This window comes from Bacillus sp. SRL337 (genome assembly GCF_984799155.1).
This window is the reverse complement of sequence record NZ_OZ481793.1, coordinates 2,565,748-2,582,578: the sequence shown is the minus strand read 5'-3', so window position 1 is coordinate 2,582,578 and position 16,831 is coordinate 2,565,748. Positions and strand designations below refer to the sequence as shown.

Annotated in this window: 21 protein-coding genes and 1 pseudogene; 21 read left to right on the top strand and 1 reads right to left on the bottom strand. The window is 43.3% G+C overall.

The genetic code is table 11. The annotated features are described in order from the left end of the window. Positions 1 to 32 precede the first annotated feature (32 nt). The 7 genes and pseudogenes from AC4E8A_RS13100 to AC4E8A_RS13070 all read left to right on the top strand — a co-directional run bounded on the left by AC4E8A_RS13100 (position 33) and on the right by AC4E8A_RS13070 (position 4,281). Positions 33 to 755, top strand: coding sequence for a YwaF family protein (locus AC4E8A_RS13100; RefSeq protein WP_490193596.1), 723 nt, complete (start codon positions 33 to 35; stop codon positions 753 to 755). A 249-nt stretch (positions 756 to 1,004) separates the two neighbouring features. Further along, positions 1,005 to 1,391: a hypothetical protein gene (locus tag AC4E8A_RS13095; RefSeq protein ID WP_490193595.1), complete on the top strand. Its 387-nt coding sequence runs from the start codon at positions 1,005 to 1,007 to the stop codon at positions 1,389 to 1,391. A 160-nt stretch (positions 1,392 to 1,551) separates the two neighbouring features. Then, positions 1,552 to 2,058: a DNA topology modulation protein gene (locus tag AC4E8A_RS13090; RefSeq protein WP_490193594.1), complete on the top strand. Its 507-nt coding sequence runs from the start codon at positions 1,552 to 1,554 to the stop codon at positions 2,056 to 2,058. 81 nt (positions 2,059 to 2,139) lie between these two features. Beyond that, positions 2,140 to 3,165 (top strand): DUF2268 domain-containing putative Zn-dependent protease, encoded by a 1,026-nt coding sequence (locus tag AC4E8A_RS13085; protein WP_490193593.1) that lies wholly within the window; start codon positions 2,140 to 2,142, stop codon positions 3,163 to 3,165. Further along, positions 3,162 to 3,479, top strand: coding sequence for a GNAT family N-acetyltransferase (locus AC4E8A_RS13080; protein ID WP_490193592.1), 318 nt, complete (start codon positions 3,162 to 3,164; stop codon positions 3,477 to 3,479). The genes AC4E8A_RS13085 and AC4E8A_RS13080 overlap by 4 nt, the downstream gene beginning before the upstream one ends. A 5-nt stretch (positions 3,480 to 3,484) precedes the next feature. Then, complete coding sequence (locus AC4E8A_RS13075; RefSeq protein WP_490193591.1) at positions 3,485 to 3,730, top strand: GNAT family N-acetyltransferase; 246 nt, start codon at positions 3,485 to 3,487, stop codon at positions 3,728 to 3,730. Beyond that, positions 3,723 to 4,281: pseudogene (locus tag AC4E8A_RS13070) on the top strand (GNAT family N-acetyltransferase). Before AC4E8A_RS13075 ends, AC4E8A_RS13070 begins: the two are co-directional and overlap by 8 nt. 16 nt (positions 4,282 to 4,297) lie before the next feature. Here AC4E8A_RS13070 and AC4E8A_RS13065 read toward each other — a convergent pair. Continuing rightward, positions 4,298 to 4,546 (bottom strand): hypothetical protein, encoded by a 249-nt coding sequence (locus tag AC4E8A_RS13065; protein WP_490193590.1) that lies wholly within the window; start codon positions 4,544 to 4,546, stop codon positions 4,298 to 4,300. Positions 4,547 to 4,967: 421 nt separating this feature from the next. Here AC4E8A_RS13065 and AC4E8A_RS13060 point away from each other — a divergent pair, with 421 nt between their 5' ends. The 14 genes from AC4E8A_RS13060 (at position 4,968) to AC4E8A_RS12995 (ending at position 16,828) form a co-directional block, all read left to right on the top strand. Beyond that, positions 4,968 to 5,405 (top strand): cell wall hydrolase, encoded by a 438-nt coding sequence (locus tag AC4E8A_RS13060; protein ID WP_490193589.1) that lies wholly within the window; start codon positions 4,968 to 4,970, stop codon positions 5,403 to 5,405. Between the two features lie 153 nt (positions 5,406 to 5,558). Further along, entirely contained in the window at positions 5,559 to 6,143 is a 585-nt protein-coding gene (locus AC4E8A_RS13055; RefSeq protein ID WP_490193588.1) for a GNAT family N-acetyltransferase, read from the top strand. Further along, the gene (locus tag AC4E8A_RS13050) at positions 6,103 to 6,396 is read left to right on the top strand and encodes a hypothetical protein (RefSeq protein WP_490193587.1); all 294 of its coding nucleotides are present in this window, start codon (positions 6,103 to 6,105) and stop codon (positions 6,394 to 6,396) included. The genes AC4E8A_RS13055 and AC4E8A_RS13050 overlap by 41 nt, the downstream gene beginning before the upstream one ends. Positions 6,397 to 6,516: 120 nt before the next feature. Next, positions 6,517 to 6,828, top strand: coding sequence for a hypothetical protein (locus AC4E8A_RS13045; RefSeq protein WP_490193586.1), 312 nt, complete (start codon positions 6,517 to 6,519; stop codon positions 6,826 to 6,828). A gap of 345 nt (positions 6,829 to 7,173) precedes the next feature. Further along, on the top strand, positions 7,174 to 7,605 hold the full coding sequence (locus AC4E8A_RS13040) for a hypothetical protein (protein ID WP_490193585.1): 432 nt from the start codon (positions 7,174 to 7,176) through the stop codon (positions 7,603 to 7,605). A gap of 156 nt (positions 7,606 to 7,761) precedes the next feature. Beyond that, on the top strand, positions 7,762 to 8,562 hold the full coding sequence (locus AC4E8A_RS13035) for an aminoglycoside phosphotransferase family protein (protein ID WP_490193584.1): 801 nt from the start codon (positions 7,762 to 7,764) through the stop codon (positions 8,560 to 8,562). Beyond that, on the top strand, positions 8,559 to 8,780 hold the full coding sequence (locus AC4E8A_RS13030; protein WP_490193583.1) for a hypothetical protein: 222 nt from the start codon (positions 8,559 to 8,561) through the stop codon (positions 8,778 to 8,780). The genes AC4E8A_RS13035 and AC4E8A_RS13030 overlap by 4 nt, the downstream gene beginning before the upstream one ends. A 120-nt stretch (positions 8,781 to 8,900) precedes the next feature. Next, a complete protein-coding gene (locus AC4E8A_RS13025) occupies positions 8,901 to 9,179 on the top strand; it encodes a hypothetical protein (RefSeq protein ID WP_490193582.1) in 279 nt (92 codons plus the stop codon). A 572-nt stretch (positions 9,180 to 9,751) separates the two neighbouring features. Continuing rightward, on the top strand, positions 9,752 to 10,030 hold the full coding sequence (locus AC4E8A_RS13020) for a hypothetical protein (RefSeq protein ID WP_490193581.1): 279 nt from the start codon (positions 9,752 to 9,754) through the stop codon (positions 10,028 to 10,030). 18 nt (positions 10,031 to 10,048) lie between these two features. Next, positions 10,049 to 10,606: a hypothetical protein gene (locus AC4E8A_RS13015; protein ID WP_490193580.1), complete on the top strand. Its 558-nt coding sequence runs from the start codon at positions 10,049 to 10,051 to the stop codon at positions 10,604 to 10,606. Between the two features lie 405 nt (positions 10,607 to 11,011). After that, on the top strand, positions 11,012 to 13,444 hold the full coding sequence (locus tag AC4E8A_RS13010; protein ID WP_490193579.1) for a DUF8725 domain-containing protein: 2,433 nt from the start codon (positions 11,012 to 11,014) through the stop codon (positions 13,442 to 13,444). Then, positions 13,441 to 14,373 (top strand): ABC transporter ATP-binding protein, encoded by a 933-nt coding sequence (locus tag AC4E8A_RS13005; RefSeq protein ID WP_490193578.1) that lies wholly within the window; start codon positions 13,441 to 13,443, stop codon positions 14,371 to 14,373. The genes AC4E8A_RS13010 and AC4E8A_RS13005 overlap by 4 nt, the downstream gene beginning before the upstream one ends. Beyond that, the gene (locus tag AC4E8A_RS13000; RefSeq protein WP_490193577.1) at positions 14,374 to 15,228 is read left to right on the top strand and encodes an ABC transporter permease; all 855 of its coding nucleotides are present in this window, start codon (positions 14,374 to 14,376) and stop codon (positions 15,226 to 15,228) included. Then, positions 15,221 to 16,828, top strand: a complete 1,608-nt coding sequence (locus tag AC4E8A_RS12995; RefSeq protein ID WP_490193576.1) for a DUF8809 domain-containing protein — start codon at positions 15,221 to 15,223, stop codon at positions 16,826 to 16,828. The genes AC4E8A_RS13000 and AC4E8A_RS12995 overlap by 8 nt, the downstream gene beginning before the upstream one ends. Positions 16,829 to 16,831 lie beyond the last annotated feature (3 nt).

Sequence of the window (16,831 nt, the reverse complement as noted above, 5' to 3'; positions counted from 1 at the left end):
AACCACTTTATTTCAGAAGGGATAGGGGTGGCATGATGTTTTCGGTTACGGAAATACGCACATTCGAGTTGTTTTCTGCCCCGCATAACGTAATGCTTTTGTTGTTTGTTCTGGTAGCTTTATGGTTCATTTTTTTCAGGGATGTATTGACGCCTTTCAGCAAGTGGATCAAATGGACATTATTTGCGATTCTCGTGCTTAGTGAGGTTTCACAGCAGCTTTGGCTGATATTGACAGACCAATGGGAAGTCGGGAATCTGCCGCTGCATCTCTGCTCGATCAGTACCTTTATAGCGCTTTATTTATTCCTGAAGCCTAGCAAGAAAGCGTTTTATTTATTGTTTTTTACCGGTTCGCTGCCGGCAATTCTCAGTATGGTGACACCTGAGCTGGTTTATCAATTTCCTCATTTTCGATTCCTTAAGTACTTCCTGCACCATGCTGCGATTTCCTGGTCAGTTTTGTATTTCATCATTTTCGAGGGGTATCGGGTTCCACGGAGAGCTGTCTGGACTGGGTTCCTGCTGCTGAATGTCATCGCATTGCCGGTCTTCTTCATCAATATTCTTCTGGATACAAATTTCTTCTATTTAGCCAATCCAACGGAATCTACGACGATTTTATCTTTCTTTGGTTCAGGAATCGTGTATTATATCACTCTCGAAATGGCTGCACTTGTTGTATTCTTTATCACCTATCTGCCAATGGGCATTTTAATAAAAAAAGAGAGTGTTAGAAAAAACGTACCATCATAAATAAGTGAAGTCCCAATTGCTGTTTGATGGCGTTGGGACTTTTTGGGATAGAGTATGGTAAGATATTTCTGAAAAGAGGGGGAGATGATGAAGAACACTGCGCTAATCAAAATGGTGGTAATAATCCTGATACCTACTGCACTACTCATCATCTGGGGAGTTCAGGAACAGCAGAACTCTTATCTTGAACCTTATCAAGCCATACAGTCAGAACTTAGCGGTATAGCATAATTCCGGCATATAAAATGAATGCGGAATCGTTGTTTTTTTATAAAGGATGGGAATAATCTCGGAGCTGCAACTGCCCATGAAGGATTATTCGGCTGGAAATCAGGAGGGTTTACCTGGAGCCCTTTAGACAAAAAAGAAATAGGTGAAGAAATTGCGGGATATCAGGGTCATGGAGATCATCTGATTTACGGAATCATTAGAAATGCCAATGAAAAAATGGTCACCGTTGATGGACAACGGGCTGATATTCTGAATCTCGAACTGCTCCCTCAGTCAGTGGTAAAGGAAAATAACTTGAAAGGATTATATCTTTGGTACTTCGAGAGTGAGGAGGCTGGTCAACTCCAAGAAATTAAGCTGCTTTACCAAGACACGAAAGAAGGTATTCAAGTGATGGATTTATAGTATAGTTGAAGTCAGGACAGACGGTGGAAACACTGTAATGGTAAATCAAAGCTAGTGCCACTATGTGGTGGTGATTAGAAAAAGAATATCATACATAACCGGCTTATCCAGAAAGAGGTAAGCTTTTTTTCGTCTATCCTATTGGGAAAGGGGTTTTAGAATGAACAAAATTGCGTTAATTGGTTCCGGAGGTTCCGGGAAATCCACCTTGGCAAAAAGGGTAGGAGAAAAGCTGGAAATTGATGTTTGGCATTTGGATCGGTTGTTGTGGAAACCGGGCTGGAATTTATCGACAAGAGAAGAACAGACAAAGATCCAGTCAGATCTGGTAGTGAAGGAGAAATGGATTATTGACGGAAATTACAATGGCACCTTGGATATCAGGCTGGACGCAGCAGACACGATCATTTTTCTGGACCTGTCCCGATATCTTTGTGTCTGGCGTGTATTTAAAAGGATGATGCAAAATCGAAACAGGACAAGACCTGATATGCGTGAAGGCTGTGTTGAAAAGTTTGACCTGCAGTTTTTGAAATGGGTTTGGGACTATCCCAAAATGAAAAGGCCCAATGTCCTGGCTAAGCTTGCAAATCTTCCCAAAGACAAGACCATTATAATTTTAAGAAACCCAAATGAGGTTGAAGCATTTCTAGAAAGAATCAACTGAAACTCTATGAAACTATTCTTTGAAACTTTTTGGGAAGTAATCCGTATCCATTTATAACCAATCTTAAATGGGGGGATTTCATTGAAAAGGATAGTGCTGTTATTACTCGTGGGTTCATTGCTGGCTGGCTGTTCGAATGAAGGAAAGCTGACTAGCGGTAATAAAGATAATGGTCCTGATAAGGCTGAAACTATGGTTGAAAATGCTGCACGTGACGTAATGGACGTAACGGTTGGTGACCAGACCTTCCATATCATTATGCTGAACGAAGAGATATGGGAGTACGCCAAAGCGGTGGAAAGTGATTCTTCCGCGATCAAAAAGGAAGTTTATAGAGAGATCGTCGTTGAGCCGCTTCAAAAGCAAGTTGCCGAAGTGGATGCGCATATCTATGATGATTACTATTCGTTCCTGTCACCAAATACCAATATAACCAAGCTGAAGGAAAATGCCAAAACGCTTCTGGATGACGAGGACAGAATTCTTGATCTTGTCAAACAAGGCATTAAAGATTCCGCTCAACAAATGGCAGGAGAAGACAAAACCATCATCATCATGCCAGTCAATCCTGATGAATTGGTTGTCAATGAAAAAATGGGAGGGCTCTCAGGTGTAACCTTGAGTGAGGATACAGTTGTGTTAAGCCTGGATCCTTCATTTGAAGAGGAAGGGTTGAAGTATCTCGTCGCCCACGAATATCATCATACACTGCAAACAGAAAAACGATCTGAAGTCATAAACTCCATGATGGATGCCTTTCTACTAGAAGGAAAAGCCGATGCCTTTGCGAATGGTCTATACCCCGACTACAAAGTTGCTTGGACAGAGCCATTATCAGCCAGGTTGCAGGAAAAAGTTTTCGAAGAACTGAGGAAGAACGGAAATGATTTTGACCTGAACAGGTACTATGAATTTTTCAATGGCTATTCAAGCAAAGGCATCCCAATGTGGTCCAACTACAAAACGGGATATCAGATAGTCCAAAGCTACTTAAAGAACCATCCTGATGTATCCGTTGAAGAATGGACCGGCCTCATCCCGAAGGAAATCATTCTCGGCAGTGAGTACAGGGAGGTTTATGAGCAATTGGAGGCTGATGCAGGATGATATCTTACTTAGGGACTCTTCCTATCGAAAGCGACCGGTTAATCCTAGAGAAGCTTGAACTCTCGGATGCCCAAAAAGTGTTCGACCATTGGCTGTCCGATGAACGGATATCGGACAACCGTAAAAAAGCAGCGCATCAACATATTTCTCAAACAAATAAGCGGCTGGCCAATATTGTTTCTCAAAATAATGAAGAAAAATTTTGTTACTGGGCAATCAAGTTGAAAAACAATGGGGAGTTAATTGGGGAAATTGATTTGTATGATTTTGATGAAACCACCGGAAACTGTGAAGTAAGCTATTCCCTTGGATAACATTGGTGGAACCAGGGATTCGGCACAGAGGCGTTGCTTTCAGGGAAATGAAGGTTCACAAAGTTTCAGCGGCACATAACACTGATAATCCGGCATCCGGAAAAGTGATGAGCAAAGCTGGAATGGTGAAAGAAGGAGTCATCAGGGATATGATCCGCAATTCGAAGAAGCAGTATAAGGATTGCGCAGTCTATGGGATTCTCCGTGAAGAGTATATGTACCAGAGCCAGGTGGGAATGAATAGTGACTGAAATCCATGAACGAACCTTTACGACTAAGCGTTTGATCTTGAGGCGTTTTCAAAACAGTGATGCATCATCAGTTGCTAAGCTGTGTAATAGCTACGCTCTTTATCAGTCCACATTATTTCTTCCACACCCTTATTCAATTGATGATGCACGGGAATGGATAGGGAGTCATCAAGGCAATTTTATACGTTATCAGCTATATGAGTTTGCCATCACAGATAAAAGGAGTGGAGAGCTATACGGTGCCATCGCTTTATCGAATCACCAGCAGTTTAAAAACGGGGAGATTGCATACTGTTGGGGAACCACATTGGGGAAATGGCTATGCAACGGAGGCCGCGATAGCGATTGTTGAGTTTGCCTTTAAGGATATGGACTACCATAAAGTGTACGCACGCCATTTTCAATCGAATCCTTCATCAGGAAGGGTTCTGGAAAAAGTCGGGATGCAAAAAGAAGGTATACTGAAGGAACACATCATGAAAGAAGGAAAGTTTGAAGATCTTGTTCATTATGGGATAATCAACAAATGGTCATCACAATCATCCGTTTGAAACATCTGTGACTATATCAATCCGGCAAAGGCGCATCATAGATGATGAACGAGGAAACGATGGTAAAAATCGATAAAAGCCAAGTAGCCCAGGTTTTCCACCTATGAATGATCAGCGCTGAAAATGTAGTCAGGTTAAAAAGGAAGGACCGATAAAGTGACCAGCCGTGATGATGGTTGATGCTGTCATTCAGCAAGGCAATGATTTCGACGGCTTTGAATAAAACAGCCCAAAGAGTGCCCCAAAACACGTTTAGCAGTTTCAATTCAGGCATCCGGCCATGAAAAATGACCATCACCGAAGGATAGGCGATGAAGGCAATCACCGTTGCCATTAGCGTAGGGGTAGAAAGGAGAAGATGAGATCGATCGAGACTGGCCGGAATTTCCAGACACGGAAATCGGAGAGCAGATCAGCGTACAGCAAATCCCCGATAATCCGAAAAAGATTCCACCGTCTCCACTTCCCAAAGAGTAACCCCATGATGATGAAAAAAATTAAAACGATGTATTCATAGTCATCCATCCCTAAGATTTGTCTGCAACGGCACTTGTTAGTATGAGCTATTCAAAGTGAATGATTTTAAGGAGCTAAAAACTGTCTAACCCAGGAGTGATGTCATCATATTTTGGATATGATGACATGAACTCAGGCATTTTTCATACACTATTTTTGAGGTGAGAAAAATGCCAAGAGTTAAATACCGCGATTCAGATGTGGCTTTGATGGCGAGGATGATGAGGGCGGAAGCCGAAGGTGAAGGAAAACAAGGAATGCTGTATGTTGGTAACGTAATCGTGAATCGTGCAATAGCGGATTGTTTGGATTTTAAAGATGTCCGAACGATTAATGATGTCATTTTCCAAGTGCAGGGAGGAAATTATTCCTTTGAAGCTGTTCAAAAAGGGAATCTTTTTTACAACAGGGCGCGGTCGGTTGAAAAAAGATTGGCTAAGCAGAATTTGGACTATTGGCGACAGCATCCCGGGAAGTATGCACTCTGGTATTTCAATCCCTATGCTCCTTGTCCTCCAACCTGGTACGGCCAGCCTTTTGCAGGACAATTTAAGAATCATTGTTACTATGAACCGGCAGCTGGAACCTGCGGAAGTGTTTATACATGATGGAAATCAAGATGAACAATCCATACTTTTCAAAGGAACTTCCTGTCTGACGGGGGTTCTTTTTTTGTGAAAGTTGTTGGTAAACCAGCAGGCTTTACTGTACTCTAAGAGTAAACAGAATAACATCTGCTATATAGGAACGGAGAGAAGAATATGAATATACGTTTTGAAAAATTAGTGGAACCAACGAAAGTGATTGCCGAATCTTTTAACCGCTGGGAGAATGACCCAGCTATCATTCCTTTAATCCGGCCCAGCCAAAATAAAGAGGAAACTGAACAGAGGAATGAAGTCACCATTGAGGATCTAACCAAAAGACTGGAAAACCACCACTATTACTTACTTTATTTGGATGACTTATTAATCGGTGAAATGAATTATATGGTCGATCCCGGTCACCTTTATAAAAAAGAAGCAGGAACCGCCTGGTTGGGAATCACCATTGGTGAGCCGGAAGGAAGGGGAAAAGGGATCGGGTACCTGGCTATTCAGCATTTAGAAAAACAGGTTGAACAGGAAGGGCTGCAACGGATTGAGCTTGGCGTTTTTGAATTCAACCATCAGGCCAACCGGCTTTATCAAAAGTTGGGATTCCATAAAATCGGCGTAGTAAAAGAGTTTACCTATTGGCAGGGACGCATGTGGGATGACATACGTATGGAAAAATATATTAACGAAAGTGAACAGGAGAAAAGCCATGAAAATCAATTTAGTTCTTTTCATCACTTCGATGAATGAGCCCGATAAAATGGAGAGTCTAATCAAAACATTCGAGTCGGAAATACGTCCTGCAAAAGGGGATATCCTTGACGATCCAGGATTTGATTCAGCTTATCACAATGGTTATGAAGTGGTGAAAGTCACTATCGATTATACAAATGATCTGTGCTGGGTGTCCTTGTCGCCTCTTGCGATTGAACTGGAAGAAATCAGGTTCGATACATACTTAGAAAAATTGAAAGCAAATGGCTGGCAGACTTTAGCACATTAACGCAGCGGGGGACAGTCCCTCGCTGCGTTAATGCGGTAAAGGGAGGATTTTGAAACTTATTGGATCAGCTTGTCGTCTAATTCTCAAAAAAATGGAAATGAATTCAAGAGGTGGAAGTCTATGAGAATGACTGTACTTGGAACGATTGTCACGGCAGCAATTGTCAGTATTCTGGTTTGGTTTGGAAGCATGCTGTTTTTATTTCCCTACACGGAATGGTGTTTTTTTATCGGCTTTACTTTGAGTATCATCGTTTTCTTCTTCAGCAGCAGCGGCGGCATCACCTCGCAGATGGCGAACTTATCTGCCAGCCGGGCATATGGAAAGGTCCAAAAAGATAACGAGCTGAAGGTCAATGTCGGATTTGTCTTTTATGGAATCGTACTATTCACAGTCGTCAGCCTTTTTGTGCAGATCATTACATATAAATAAAATCAGGAAAATTGATTCGAAGAGTTAAAGTGTTCATGTCAATAAATTCCCGTATTAACTCTTATGGAATCCCATCCCGGCGACAATGAATTTTTGAACTGGTTAGCAATGGGCTGCGGTATAAAATGTATATCGGAAAATGTGAGGTACTCCCTGCCCAATTTTAAATTGTCAGTCAACCGGCAAAAAAATCCTTGTTGTTCAATCAAAAAAGTCTTCATATGGAAAGAAAGGATTCCGTTTGATTGTTCAGAGCATCGAAATAGCAGGAGATTTATTCCATTCAGGGTCAGTCCTATTTCTAATCTGAATGGATTTTAGGAAAAGCTGAAGGAGGTTTTGCTTTTGGGAATTCGTAAGCTGTTGACTGGTATTCTTTTGTTCTCCGCTATTACAGCATGCTCGAATACGATGGTAGGTGAGCGGGGCGAGTCTGTCAGCGGGAGATTTTGGGAAGGTGAACCGGCTTTTTTTTACAAAGGCGATGAAAAAGTGAACGCATTTGTTGAAGCTGTAAATCGTGCTGAAACACTTAAGCCGCAAAAGGTCATTCAAACGGCGCCTTTGCTGACTTTTACGCTCTCTTACAAGAAGGATGAGCAGGACATCGACTATAGTTTATGGCTTACCAAGGATGGGAAGGGCTATATTCAAAGCTTAATACCTCGTAACAGCATCACTTCTGAATTGGATAAAAGCTCGGCAGCCGAATTAACAGAAATCATGGAAAAAGTTCGGGGTGTCGAACTCTCGGACGGAGTAGATTTTGAAGACTAGGCAATGGACGGAAAGAAATTAAAATGACTCATTTCTAAAAGATTGTTGCCTTTAAATGCAGATTTACACTCCTTCTCTTTATCTATTATTCAACCAATTATCTTGTTGAAAACAAACATATGCCTTATCCTATTTTATAAAAAAGAAGGGAAGAAGATGACTCATTATCACTACAACACTGCATTCCAGACCATGTGCCAGCACTCAGGACTGGGTGAACTGGTCACTGAACCAAGACCCATCACAGGCGGGCTGCTGCATAGAATGTACAAAGTGAATACAACAACTGGCCAATACGCTATCAAACTATTGAATCCTGGGATTATGATGAGGGAGCAAGCAATTGATAATTATATTCAATCTGAAAAAATCGCCCGCTGCTTTGCTGAAAGAATTCCGGCTGTTCCTGCTCTGGAGGTCAATGGTCATGTACTGCAAAAGGCAGGGTCCCAATTTTACTTTGTTTTTAACTGGGTTGAAGGCAGAAGATTACAAACAGTGGAAATCACCCAGCTTCATTGCCGCGAAATGGGCCATATCCTTGCAAAAATACATCGGTCAGCTACCTTAGAAGTAACGAACTGTATCAAAAACATAGAAAGTACAGAATCGGTAGATTGGCTTGACTACCTGATAATGGCTGACGAAAAGGGGGCAGAATGGGCTCCTATTCTGCGGGAAAGCCTTGATGATCTCGTTAGCTGGAACCAGAGAGCAATCGCAGCAGAGCAAGTTCTTGCAGCGGATACAGTGATCAGCCATAGGGATCTCGATCCGAAGAATGTTCTATGGAATCTTAATAAGCCGTTTCTTATTGATTGGGAGTCAGCAGGAAGTATCAATCCTGTACATGATTTACTTGAAACGGCGATTTACTGGTCTGAAAACGATAAGGGAGAGCTGGATAAACAAAAATTCAACTCTTTCCTGGAAGGCTATAAAATAGGAGCGATTTGATCCATGCAGATTGGAAACATGCTTTAGAATATGGATTTGCAGGTCAGTTAGCCTGGCTTCTATATAATATAAAACGTTCTTTATGGATCGAATGTGCAGACAACGAGGATCAGGAAATAGGGACAAAAGAAGTAACAGTCTCCCTCCATAAGATAAAGACCTTTTCGAACACAATTCCAAAGCTGTTGACATGGCTGGATGAAACAGGAGGCGAGTGATATCAATAAAAATACCAAGCTATTATACTACTCTTAGTTCTGTTCTTAACCGGCTGCCATTAGGCTGAAACAATCCAAGAGGTCGTTGTAAAAAAGGGCGGAGACGATGAAGACACAAAAGTGGTTCATACCATCACTTCCGAAGAAGAAATTGAACTCCTGGAAACGGAATTTAAAAATGAGCGGTGGGCTTCCCTGGGTGTCGACTTATATCTGGGTCCTGACTACACATTTAAATTGAACGGGTATCAGTATGATGTAACTATTTTCGAAAGAGACAACTCCATAGAAATCTTTAGAAGTTCACCTGATACCGAAACGGAACGGGCCTATTTACTGTATGAGCAAGCAGAGGAATTTTATAAAGTTATTACGGGAGAAAGTTTCACTGATGAATGATTCGTAAAAACCAGCTGATGGAGCAGGCAGCCTTTTCTTCACTGATTGGGTTTACCAGTAACGGCATTCTTCCTCTTCAGGGGGCAAGTGGCCTCGTTTTCGAGTGGAATGGCTGCGTATACATCCGCCAATTGGGATTTTCCTTGTTGGGTCCCGATGGATGGAGTTTGTCGAATAATAATTCCTTCCCCCTGCCAATGTGGCAATGAGCCACTGGTCCTAAAAGGTGAAACAGATTTTATAACTGAGGACAGCTAAAGGAAGGAGTTCTTTGCGAAACTTCATTTGTCTTGGCATCGTCTATTTACTAGGCTGTTTTCGCATTCATTGTTGCTTTCGGAAAAATCCCAGAGCCGGATTTTTTCCCTGTATTTCATGGATTTCCCCTCACAATAGGGAGGAGAGCTCTTTTCTTTCCTGCTTACAGGGGGTTATCCGGTGGATGACCAAAATAATAGTTGACATTCATGTTGAATAGCAACAAAGTTCACGAAAAGAGCCGTTTACTAAAAGAAATCTGGATCTCTGTTTTTGAGTTTAAAGGGGGTTGATTTGATGGAGAAAGCAGGTAATTGGATTCACTTGGAAGGCGGCTGCCGTTCATTTTAATCATCCTATTTTTTACAGGAGCCATCAGCTTAATGGCTATATGTTTAAGCAGGAAAACTCTTTATGGCATTTGTTCAGTATTAGGTGCTGGAGGAATCCTCGGCTTTCTTTACAGCCTTATCCAGATTCGGGGAACGGAAGATGGTGCAGGAATTGCTATTTATTCAGTCGCTTGCATCATCGGTATATCCATAGGAACAGCCTTTTCGCCATTCATAAAACAATACAGGTCTGAACATTAGGAGAAAAGGAGTGGGAAATTGAAACTCAACGCCGGGAAAAATACAAAACTAGATAAGTTTTTTCATTTGATTGTAGGGGCCGCAGTCGCTTTTGTCCTGTTCCATTTTATAGAAACAAACAATGAAGTGAAGAACTATGAGGATCGCCATGTCTTCCAAATGAACTACCAGTTTGAAGAGCTTCATGCACTTCTTTACAGTATGGAAGAAACCTTGGATCTATATGAATTCCCCATCCAAGATGATAAGAAAAGCTATTATCATGACGCTCTGGACAAGGATATACAGCGCCTTGACCATCTTGACCACACAATACGGCAGCTGAACGACTACCCCGATTTCATGGTGGTCAGCGATGATCTTGGAGAGTTAGTTACTCTCGTAAAAGGGTTAAAAGGTTTTAAATACACAGAAGAAGAAAAAAGGACTGCCATTGAAGCACTATCAGAAGCGAAAAGCCGGTTATATTCTTTATTGGAAAAGGATGAATTTTCGCTTGAAGTGAAGGCAGACAGAGAAGCCATGGTGGACATTCTTGATAACATGGTTGAGAAGCTGTCTGTACTCAAGAAATAGTAGCACGAACTGCAGATCTCTGATGAGGTCTGCAGTTTTATCATTCTCCTACCAAAAGCTCCATTGAAGGAGCGGCCCCTGTCTTTAAAAAAGGCTGTTTTCGTATTGATTGTTGCCCTTGGGAAAATCCAAAGATCGGGATTTTTCCTTTGCCATACTTGGGATCTTCTATCTGATTGAAAGAGCCGCTCTTTTTTTTTCTTGCTTTTCGAGATATTTCTCTTGAAATAGGGCGATATATCTCCCCCATTATAGTACATAGGGACAAAGTTAACGAAAGATGCCTTAAAAAACAATAAAACATCAAAAAAACAAATATTTCTCAAAAATATCACTATCTGGCAGAACTTTTTATCCTCGAAACTCGTCTTTAATAAAGAGAAGATAAAGAGGGGGAAGTTTTGGGTGAAAAAATACATAATGAAGATTTTGGCCGTTGTGCTTATCATGACACTTATGCCGTGGCACGGAGAGGAAACATCTGCGCAAGGAACACTTGATATTGATGTAGAAGCAGGAATCAATGGAAAAGTTAAAAACGGAGAGGCGTTCCCTGTTACCATAACGATTAAGAATAATGGGGAGGATGTTTCAGGGGATCTCGTCATATCATCCACCCCGCATTATCAAGCCTATGAAAATGTGGTCGTCCCTGTAGAAATTGCAGCTGGTGCGGAACAAAAGATACAAGCGTCCCTCCCTGGTTCCAGTGACTATATGGGCGGCGGCCCAATGAATGCCAACAAAGAAAATCAAATCCGTTTCTATGAAGGCGGCTGGGAAAAAGGCAAAGAAATGAAAATCACGGGTGATAAGAAAGTCACTCATGGATTCATACAAGAAACGAAGCTTGCTCTTGGAGTTCTGAGTGACAACCCTGATCAAATGAATGTGTTGAAACTTACTTCATTTCAAGGAGAGGCACCTGAAGTCCTTCCGTTGAATCCGGAAACCCTGCCGAAAGACATTCTTGGTCTGAATATGTTTGACGCCTTGATCATCCATGACTATTCAATAGATCAATTGCCTGAGAAAAAACGGAATGCATTGAAGCAGTGGGTGAAGATGGGGGGACATCTGATTATCGGAAGCACTCCAGACCTGCAGCAAAAAATGGGAGACCTTTCATCTCTTGTCCCGATGCAAGTCAATGGGGAAGAAAAGCTGAAAGATTTGTCATTCTTGAAAGGGTTCAGCGAAAAGCCATTGTCGATGCAGGAATTGACAGTCTTGACCGGTGAAAAATCAGCAGGCACCAATGAACTGATTGCTGAGGGCGGATTGCCGCTTGTACTGGAAAAAGGGTTCGGCATGGGGAAAGTCACACAGCTTAGCTACAGCCTGGCAGAAGAACCACTGGCTTCATGGGAAGGGAACAGCGGTTGGTGGAATAGGATCTTGACGGCTTCTATAGATACGCAAATGCAGCACCCGATGGCTTTTTATGATCAGGTGCAAAACATCCTGCGGGAGACAACCGAGCTGTTTTCTTCCTCATTTATGCCGGTTTCGGTCATTGTCATTTTGTTTATGGTCTACATCCTTCTGATTGTTCCAGTGCTTTATTTTATATTGAAGAAGAAAGACAAACGTGAATGGGGATGGTGGATCATTCCATCCATTGCGATCCTGACAAGTCTGGGCATCTTTTTCACTGGTGCTTCTGACCGGTCAGGCGGTGAAAGTATCAATAAGATGGGAATCGTTTCCGTTGATGAAGAAGGTATGGGCAGCGGATTGCATTTCTCTTCCATGCTTTCAAGCAGCGGCGGCGACTATACCGTCGAGTTAGGGAGCAAAAGCCTTCATCCGGTTCCATTCAATCAGGAGTATGTAGAGCAAACCAGCTTTAGTCATTACCCGATGGTCCAGACGGATGGAGAACATCCTGAAGTCACATTTACGGGTGTGGAATTCTGGTCGGTCCGCTCCCTTGTCAATAAGTTTTCAGATGTGAAAACGGGCAGGGTCGAAGGGGAACTGACAGCAGATGATACCCTTATCTCAGGAACCGTGACAAATAATATGATCCATGATCTGAAAGACGTATTCATCCTCGCAGGAGGCAGCGCCTATGAAATTGGCAAACTGGCAAAGGGTGAAGCAAAAGACGTGAAAATTGAGAAAAAATCAACTGCATTGTTAGGTGTACCAAACAGCGTCACAGCTGGAAAGGCCTTCCCTAACGCTCAGAATTATATGTATGGAACGGGAATGCAGCAACAAAGCCCGGGTGATGATTGGAAGAAGTTCAGCCTGCTCGACTTTGCCCTGCAGGAAAAACTTTATAACGCTTCTCTCAACAAGCCTTTGATTGTCGGTTACTCTGAAGATTCGCTGATAGATATGAAGGTTAACGGCAAGAAAGCCGATGAAGAATCAACGAATTTGTTTTTACAGCCGATTACGATCAATGCGGATAATAAAGGAGCTTTCTCCCTCGACAGCGGCCAATTGGAGCCAAAGGTTTCGGTAGTGGAGGGAATGATCCACTATCAGGAATTCGTTGAAGGGAAATTCTATATTGATGCCGCTCCGGGGACTTATGATCTGGCCTTCCAACTTCCGGAATCCGTTGTGGATAATAAAGTCAGTTACTCAAAATTGAACCTTTCTTTCAGGGAAACCATTGTTTCTGACGGGATTTCTATTCTAAATGCAGAGACCGGGGAAGCAGAGGAATTGGAAACAGGCGTGAGGCAAATCAAAATCGATCAGAACGTCCAAGAATATATCGACAAGGACGGCAGGCTGACGATTCGGATTGAAAAGCATGGCCAGCAAAACCCGCAGCTTCCAGTTCCGGAAGTCACGATAGAAGGGGAGTTTGTACAATGATTGAGATTGTCAATTTAACAAAAAGATATGGCACATTTACGGCCTTGGATAACTTAAACCTGTCCATCGCAAAAGGGACGGTGTTCGGGGTTGTCGGCCCTAATGGTGCTGGCAAATCCACCACATTCTCCATCCTGGCCACATTGCTTGCTCCCACTGAAGGAACAGCGTACGTCAATGGATTTGATGTGACAAAGGATCCGAAGATGGTTAGAAAACAAATCGGATATATGCCGGATTTCTTTGGGGTGTATGATCAATTCAAGGCTTCAGAGTATCTTGATTTCTACGGAGCAAGTTACGGATTATCCGCAGCGGAAAGGAAAGCCCTGATTCCTCAATTGTTGGAATTGGTGAACCTTTCCCATAAAAAAGATTCCTATGTCGATCTGCTGTCGCGGGGGATGAAACAGAGGCTTTGCCTTGCGCGGTGCCTGATTCATGATCCCGAAGTACTTATCCTCGACGAACCTGCTTCTGGATTGGATCCGCGGGCAAGGATCGAAATGAGGGATATTTTAAAAGAACTCAAAACGATGGGAAAAACGATATTGATATCTTCACATATCCTTCCGGAACTTGCAGAAATGTGCGATGAATTGGGGGTCATTGAAAATGGAAATTTGGTGGCATCCGGTTCGGTTTCGGTGATTCACCAGCAGCTTCAGGCAAACAAGGTCTTGAATGTCACGGTATTGGATGAAATCGAAAAAGCAGCTGCTTTCTTCGAGGACGACCCGCAGGTGGCAGAAGTATTAAGAGATGAGAAGGATCCACGGATAATCCATTTTGCCTACTCCGGTTCGGACCAGGAACAAGTCGTACTTCTCTCAAAAGCGGTTCAGGCAGGGCTTATGATCATAGACTTTAGCCAGAAGAAAACAGATCTGGAAGACATCTTCCTGGAAATTACGAAAGGGGATGAGTAGATGAAGACACTTCTGATCAATCCGGTATTGAATAAAGAAATTAAATTGAGATTGAGGTCGCTGAAAAGTTTTATGGGCATCTTGTTTTATCTTGCCGCATTAGGGCTGGTCGCGATAGGATTCATCTACATTACGATGATGAACAGCCGCAACGGCTATATCCGTCCTGAAGAGAGCCGTATGATGTTCATGGTGCTCTCCATGGTGCAATTGGGGTTGATCCTGTTTATGACTCCCGGGCTGACCGCAGGTGTCATAAGCGGAGAGAGGGAAAGACAGACCCTAAGCATGCTGCTGACAACCGAGCAATCGTCGACAAGCATTATTTTGAGTAAGCTTGTTTCATCCGTCGCGTTCCTGTTCCTGATGATTTCTGCCTCGCTCCCTTTATACAGCATTGTCTTTTTATATGGAGGGGTGTCACCTGGGATCATGCTTGGGACGTTCGGAATATATGTCATCACCATCATCACCATCGGAAGTATCGGTATCCTGTTTTCCACCATCCTGAAAAAGACGATCGTCTCAATGATTGCAACGTATGGTGTGGCTTTATTCCTGACAGCAGGAACAGGGTTTTTGACACTCTTCACTATGAGTGCGATTTTGATGGGGAATCAGACGAATGCCGCTCCTTACTTTATGATCATGAGCAATCCCGCATTTGCGCTTATAACGATATTTGAGCCGGGAATGCAAGAAGAGTTTGTCTTGAGGACCGGGATCGAGTTTCCATTTTGGCTCAGCTTTGTCATTACGTTTGCAGTGATTGCGGCGGTCTGCTTGTGGGTGAGCATTTCAAAGCTTCGTCCGCGGATGAGGCCGACTGGCAGAGGAAGAAAGAAAGATGCATGAGCAGAAGATTTTTCTGTCCATGCTTTCCTCCCTGCACAAAAAGCTTCAGGGCAGGCATTTTAGTTTCATCCTGACGTATGGTCTGTTTGCTGCTGCAGGGGCGGCGGCAATATGGTCATTGGCAGGCAGGATTTTCGTCATCCCATTTCTTTTGGAAAAGATCAGCTTTACCAGCCTGATCCTGTTTCTGGGAGCTGCGGTGTACGCCGGGTTCTCCCGGCCGAAACGGGAAGAAGCGGCTCGCCGGTTTGATGAGCTTACAGGGGAAGATACGGTATCCACTGCTTTCTCTTATCTTGATAAAAGTGAGGATATGTACATCCTTCAGCGGAAGGATGCATTAAGAAAAATGAAGGAATCGAAGCGGGCTATCGACCGGATCAAATCAGTAAATCTCCCAAGGAAGCCTCTCTATACAACCCTATTTTTAGCAGCATTGGTTTCCTTTTCGATGGTTTTTCCGAGCACAATGATGGAAAAAGCAGAGCAAAAAGAAAAGGAAGACGAAATCATAAATGAGGCAAAAGAGAAAGTGGGAGAGCTGGCTGAAAAGAAGAAAAAGACCGTCAATGAAGACACCAAGAAAGAACTGCAGCAATTAGAAAAAGAGCTGGCTGAAAGCAAGACAGCTGAGCAATCACTTCAAAAGCTGCTTGAAAAAGAAAGAAAAACAGCGGAATTAAAGAAAGAGGCAGAGATGGCTGAGAAAGAGTTGGGTAACCTTGCTGAAGAAGCGTCTGGAAGCAATCTCAGTGAATTGTCGAAAGCCTTGAAAGAAATGGACCAGAAAAAACTTCATGAGGCCATGGAGAAGCTGAAGAATAAGCAAAACTTGAACAAGGAGGATCTTGCAGCACTGGAAAAGATGAAGCAGGACGTGGATGGGGAAAAGGCTGACATGCAAAGTTTATCACAGGAACAATTGGAAAAAATGCTCGCAGACCTTGAGAAATCCCTTGATGAAATGCTCGCCTCGGCTTCTTCATTAACACAGATAGCCTCTGTGCAAAAATCGCTTCAGGAGCTGGCGTCAGCGACGAAGCAAAACATGGCGGAAGCAGGCCTGGGGTCTCCCGGTTCATTGGCTTTCAATGATTCTCCCTCACCGCAAAACAGTTCTGGACAAAATGGTAGTAACGGAAGCGGCGCCTCTTCCGAAGGTCAAAGCGGGCAAAATGGCCAGGGATCAGGCAGCGGGTCTTCCGGCACTGGATCCGGTTCAGGGGCCGGCAGTGGATCAGGTTCTGGATCAGGTTCTGGAACTGGTTCTGGGAGTGGTTCAGGTTCAGGGAGCGGGTCAGGCAGCGGCGGCAATGGTGCCGGATTAGGACAGGGATCAAGAGAACTGGTCACTGTTCCGGGACGCCTTGGAGGAAAGAAGAACCAATCGATTGAAAAAGGTCCACTTGGCCAAGGTTCCGGTCAACAGGAAACAACAGAAAACGGCCCTGCACTCAGGGGATCGGCCAGGCCGTACAGTGAAGTATACGGGACATACGAACAGGCATATCGGGAAAGTGTTGACCGGATGGAGCTTCCGGGAAGCCTTGAGAACGTTGTGAAAAACTATTTCAGCGAATTGAATCCGGAAGGGGAGTAAGTA